This is a genomic window from Synechococcales cyanobacterium T60_A2020_003 (assembly GCA_015272205.1).
GTDB lineage: Bacteria > Cyanobacteriota > Cyanobacteriia > RECH01 > RECH01 > JACYMB01.
The window spans coordinates 1-6,091 of the sequence record JACYMB010000374.1 but is presented as its reverse complement, the minus strand read 5'-3'; the positions used below and the strand labels follow the sequence as shown (position 1 = coordinate 6,091).

2 protein-coding genes and 1 pseudogene are annotated in these 6,091 nt (G+C 53.7%); 2 read left to right on the top strand and 1 reads right to left on the bottom strand.

Annotated elements, in window-relative coordinates:
- A partial coding sequence (locus IGR76_18075) for a DEAD/DEAH box helicase family protein (GenBank protein ID MBF2080364.1) occupies window positions 1-1,062 on the bottom strand: 1,062 nt, incomplete at its 3' end.
- A 104-nt stretch (window positions 1,063-1,166) separates the two neighbouring features.
- Here IGR76_18075 and IGR76_18070 point away from each other — a divergent pair.
- Window positions 1,167-1,553, top strand: a pseudogene (locus IGR76_18070) (transposase).
- Between the two features lie 366 nt (window positions 1,554-1,919).
- A complete protein-coding gene (locus tag IGR76_18065) occupies window positions 1,920-5,906 on the top strand; it encodes a magnesium chelatase subunit H (GenBank protein ID MBF2080363.1) in 3,987 nt (1,328 codons plus the stop codon).
- Window positions 5,907-6,091: the final 185 nt, after the last annotated feature.

Genomic DNA, 6,091 nt, shown 5'->3' with positions numbered 1-6,091 from the left:
AGAGCGATCGCCGTTATACATCCCGCGCAACTGGGGAACCGTTACATGGGACTCGTCTACAACTAACAGCCAGTCATCGGGGAAATAGTCAATTAAGCACTCTGGTGGCGATCCCGCTTCTCGTCCCGCCAAGTGGCGCGCATAGTTTTCGACGCCGTTGCAGTAGCCCACTTCCCGCAGCATTTCCAGGTCGTAGCGGGTGCGCTGCTCTAGTCGTTGCGCTTCTAGCAGTTTGTTCTCGCTTTCTAGATAGACCAACTGTTCCTTGAGTTCTTGCTCAATGGCGTTGCAGGCGTCCTCTAGGCGATCGTCGGGGGTGACAAAGTGGCGCGCCGGATAGACGTTTAAAGCTTCCATACTCTGCAAGGTTTCGCCCGTGAGGGGATCGATGTAGCGAATCGCGTCAATCTCGTCACCAAAAAACTCAACGCGAATGATGCGGTCTTCGTAGGCGGGGCCTATTTCCAGCACATCCCCTTTCACCCGAAACCGTCCTCGTCCCACGTCGAGGTCATTCCGCTCATACTGCACTGAGGCCAAATCCCGGAGAATTTGCCGCTGATCCACTTCCATTCCCACCCGAAATGGAATCGATGCATTCAGATACTCTGACGGAATTCCCAAGCCGTAAATGCAGCTAATCGACGCCACCACAATCACATCTCGCCGCTCAAAGAGCGATCGCGTCGCAGAGTGCCGCAACATATCGATCTCTTCGTTGATGGATGCAGTTTTGGCGATATAGGTATCGGTAACGGGAATATAGGCTTCCGGCTGGTAATAGTCGTAATAGCTGATGAAATATTCGACGGCGTTGTCAGGGAAGAATTCACGCAACTCGTTACACAACTGCGCCGCTAGGGTTTTGTTATGCGCCAGAACTAAAGTCGGTTTGCCGATATTTTGGATCACCCGCGCCATGGTGTGGGTTTTTCCGGTTCCGGTTGCCCCCAGGAGAGTTTGGTATCGATGGCCTTGCTCGATGTACTTGGTTAACTGGGCGATCGCCTTGGGTTGGTCGCCCTTCGGTTCAAAGGGAGCCTGAATGTTGAACTCTGACATAGGTTCCGTCTGGTTAGGGGGAAATGCGGTTCACCCTTCCTATGATGACGGATCAAGTTCGGTTCTGGGGGTATCGCCCGGTTCAGATCTCCGACGTCTTGTATATTGAGATGCTATCAAAGCATATCGATGACTTTCGAGCTAAGCCAGTTAACATCCCAAAGATCACGATTCTGCTAGACCACGGTTACCACCCCGACAAGCGAACTGAAGCGCTTGAGAAGGTGTATCCGAAGATCATGAGCAAGATGAAGTTTGAGCTGTCACCCAAGCCTTCTAAGGCAGACAAAGCGGCACAAGGAAAGACTGGTTTTGTTCCTGCGGTTGCTTGATGGGTGATTGAGCGCTCCAACGCTTGGATGGAGCGTTGCAAGATTTTGGTCAAGAAGATTTTGGTCAAGAACTTTGAGAGAACCTTGGATAAGGCTACGACTAAGATTAACCTATGCTTCGTCAGGCTCATGCTCAAGCGACTTGCAGCCCCTTCCTAGAGATCTCAAATGGGCTCTATTATAGACGGAGTCTTGACGTAACTCTCCCCAGAGAGACCCTGGTGACAAAAGTCCTTCAAGGACTTTTGTCGTCCTACAGCCAGTAGTTGATTCGGCGGGCTTGGGCATGAATATTCAGGAGACGACACACCCAAGGATCATTTTTATTAAAAAAATTACAGATAAGCGAGCATAGACTCACCTATATTGTAAAATTTTGTAACTTTTTGTCTCGTTTTTTATATCAATTTGTGTCGGATGTCGGCCAGATCTGGCTTCTGGTGGGCGTTTTCTGGTACAAACACTTAATAGTGATAACAGTTGTTTAGCGAAACTCTGGCAGCCATAAGAGGAGAGCCTTACTGAATGTTCACGTATGTTAAGCCTGCGGTCAGACACATTGAGCCTGAAGATTTGCGAAATCGGTCGCTGCTCAAAGTCGTTTATGTCGTGCTAGAGCCGCAATATCAGAGTGCCCTGTCGGCAGCGGTTCGCGCGATCAACGCAAATAATCCCAATATCGCCATTGAGATTAGTGGCTACCTGCTAGAGGAGCTACGAAGCCCTGAAAACTATGAAGCGTTTCAGGCAGACGTTGCCCAAGCCAACGTTTTTATTGCATCCCTCATTTTCATTGAAGATTTAGCCGATAAGGTGGTCGAAGCGGTAGAACCGCACCGCGATCGCCTGGATGTGGCGGTGGTGTTCCCGTCCATGCCGCAAGTGATGCGCCTGAACAAGATGGGAACGTTTTCGATGGCGCAACTGGGTCAATCCAAGAGTGCGATCGCCCAGTTCATGAAGAAGCGCAAGGAGAAATCCGGCGGCGGTGGCAGCTTCCAGGATGCGATGCTGAAACTGCTGAACACCCTGCCCAAGGTGCTGAAGTATCTGCCCATGGACAAAGCGCAGGATGCCCGCAACTTCATGCTCAGCTTCCAGTACTGGCTAGGGGGATCGCCCGAAAACCTGGAAAACTTCCTGCTGATGCTAGCGGATAAGTACGTTTATCAGCAGGAAAGCAACGCCGACATCCAGTATCAAGAGCCTGTTACCTATCCCGACATGGGCATTTGGCATCCCCTGGCTCCTCGGATGTTCGAGAACACCCAGGATTATCTGGATTGGCACAACTCCCGTGAGGACATTGCTGCTGATTTGAAAGATCCCCTCGCTCCCTGTGTCGGTCTAGTCCTACAGCGGACGCACCTCGTCACCGGGGACGATGCTCACTATGTGGCCATGGTGCAGGAGTTGGAGTGGATGGGGGCTAAAGTTCTCCCGGTGTTCTCGGGTGGCCTCGATTTCTCCAAGCCCGTAGACGAGTATTTCTACCATCCCCAAGCCAAGGATAGAGCGCTGGTGGATGCAGTCGTGTCCCTGACCGGATTCGCCCTCGTCGGTGGCCCTGCACGGCAAGATCACCCCAAAGCGATCGAGTCGTTGAAGCGGTTGAACCGTCCCTACATGGTGGCGTTACCGTTGGTCTTCCAAACGACGGAAGAGTGGCAGGATAGCGATCTCGGTCTGCACCCGATCCAGGTAGCACTGCAAATTGCGATTCCCGAACTGGATGGGGCGATCGAACCCATCATCCTGTCCGGACGAGATGGCGCAACGGGTAAGGCCATCACTCTGCAAGACCGGGTCGAGGCGATCGCCCAGCGTGCCATGAAGTGGGCAAACCTCCGCCGCAAACCCAAGGTGGATAAGAAGGTGGCGATCACCGTCTTTAGCTTCCCACCGGATAAGGGCAACGTCGGAACGGCAGCGTATCTGGACGTGTTCGGCTCCATCTACGAGGTTCTACACGCCCTCAAGAACAACGGCTACGACGTTCAGGAATTGCCGGACTCGCCCCAAGCCTTGATGGAAGCGGTCATCCACGATGCTCAGGCGCAGTACGCCAGCCCTGAATTGAACATCGCCTACCGGATGCCCGTACCGGAGTATGAGGCTTTAACCCCGTACCACAAGAAGCTTGAGGAAAACTGGGGGCCTGCACCCGGACACCTGAACACCGACGGTCAGAATATGCTGGTGTACGGCAAGACCTTCGGCAACGTGTTCATCGGCGTACAGCCCACCTTTGGCTACGAAGGCGATCCCATGCGTCTCCTTTTCTCCCGTTCCGCCAGCCCCCACCACGGGTTTGCAGCCTACTACACCTTCCTGGAGAAGATTTGGCAAGCCGATGCCGTCCTCCACTTCGGAACCCACGGTTCGCTGGAGTTCATGCCGGGTAAGCAGATGGGGATGTCTGGCGAGTGCTATCCCGACTCGCTGATTGGTACGATTCCCAACCTGTATTACTATGCGGCAAACAACCCCTCCGAGGCCACCATCGCCAAGCGTCGCAGCTACGCCGAAACGATCAGCTACCTCACCCCTCCCGCAGAAAATGCTGGACTATACAAGGGTTTGAAGGAACTAAGCGAGCTGATCGCGTCGTATCAGGGACAGAAAGAATCCGGTCGGGCGATCCAGATCGTGAATGCGATCGTGGACAAGTGCCGATTGGTGAACCTGGATAAGGATATTGTTCTCCCGGACGTGGATGCCTCCGAACTCACGGCGGATGAGCGAGATGGACTGATCGGTAAGGTCTACATCAAACTGATGGAGATCGAATCTCGCCTGTTGCCCTGCGGGCTGCACGTCATCGGTAAGCCCCCCAGCGCCGAGGAGGCGATCGCCACCTTGGTCAACATTGCCAGCATTGATCGCCCCGAAGACGAGATTCTAGGTCTACCTCGAATCATTGCGAATAGCCTGAACCGCGATCTGGATGACATTTACCGGAACAGCGATCGCGGCGTTCTGGAAGATGTGCAGTTGTTGTACGACATCACCCAAGGCGTTCGGGCGGCGGTCACGGCACTGGTGAAAGAGCAAACCGATGCCGATGGTCGAGTCAACCTGGTGTCGAAGCTCAACTTCTTCAACATGGGTAAGAAAGAGCCGTGGCTGCAAGCCTTGCATGAAGCGGGTTACTCCAACGTCAACGCCGATGACCTCAAGAAACTGATGGAGTACCTGGAGTTCTGTCTCCAGCAAGTCTGCGCGGACAATGAACTGGGCGCACTCCTGAAAGGTCTAGAGGGTGAGTACGTCCTTCCTGGCCCCGGCGGCGACCCCATTCGCAACCCCGATGTGTTGCCCACCGGAAAGAACATTCACGCTCTGGATCCGCAGTCCATTCCCACCACCGCAGCGGTACAGTCGGCCAAAATCGTTGTTGACCGATTGCTCGATCGCCAGCGGGCTGAGAACGGCGGCCAGTATCCCGAAACGATTTCTTTCGTTCTCTGGGGTACGGACAACATCAAGACCTACGGCGAGTCCCTGGCGCAAGTGCTGATGCTCGTCGGTGTGCGTCCGGTTCCCGATTCGTTGGGACGGGTGAACAAGCTGGAACTGATGTCTTTGGAAGAACTGGGTCGGCCTCGGATTGATGTCGTGGTGAACTGCTCCGGTGTCTTCCGTGATCTGTTCATTAACCAGATGAATTTGCTCGACCGTGCCGTGAAAATGGCTGCTGAGGCAGAGGAACCGCTAGAAATGAATTTTGTCCGGAAGCACGCCCTGAAGCAAGCGGAAGACATGGGCATTAACCTGCGCCAAGCCGCCACCCGGATCTTCTCCAATGCCTCCGGTTCCTATTCCTCGAACGTCAACCTGGCCGTGGAGAATAGCTCCTGGGAAAGCGAAGCCGAGCTTCAGGATATGTACCTGCGCCGGAAGTCCTTCGCCTTTAACTCCGACAATCCGGGTGTGATGGATCAGTCACGGGAAATCTTTGAGGCCTCTTTGAAGACGGTAGACGTGACCTTCCAAAATCTGGATTCATCGGAAATTTCCCTGACCGACGTTTCCCACTACTTCGACTCTGACCCCACTAAGGTGGTTGAAAGCCTGCGAGGGGATGGTAAAAAGCCCACCGCCTTCATTGCAGACACCACCACGGCCAATGCTCAGGTTCGCAGCCTCTCGGAAACCGTCCGTCTGGATGCGCGAACCAAGTTGCTGAACCCGAAGTGGTACGAGGGAATGCTATCCCACGGCTATGAAGGGGTGCGGGAACTGTCGAAGCGTCTGGTGAACACTATGGGATGGTCGGCCACAGCAGGCGCAGTAGACAACTGGATTTACGAAGACACCAACGACACCTTCATCAAAGATGAAGAAATGCGAAAGCGTCTTCTGAACATGAATCCCCATTCCTTCCGCCGCATGGTGACGACTCTACTAGAGGCAAACGGTCGCGGCTATTGGGATACCAGCGAGGAAAATCTTGATTTGTTAAGAGAACTCTATCAAGAGGTAGAGGATCGGATCGAAGGAATCGAGTAAAATAGTAATAGATAGTTCTGTTGACTGGGGTGGGCATTGCTTACCCCTTTTTTACTGCTAGTCGGAGCGGATGTGGCGATCGCCCCCATACCACGGTTGAGTGTTGAGGTTTCATACGGAGTCCTGGTATAGGGTGACACTTAACCCCACTGCCTGACGGCACCTCCCCTATCCCACGGGAAGCC

What these genes read in the sequence shown, in the direction of transcription:
- IGR76_18065 (MBF2080363.1), top strand. Translation starts at nt 1,920, where the DNA reads ATGTTCACGTATGTTAAGCCTGCGGTCAGACACATTGAGCCTGAAGAT.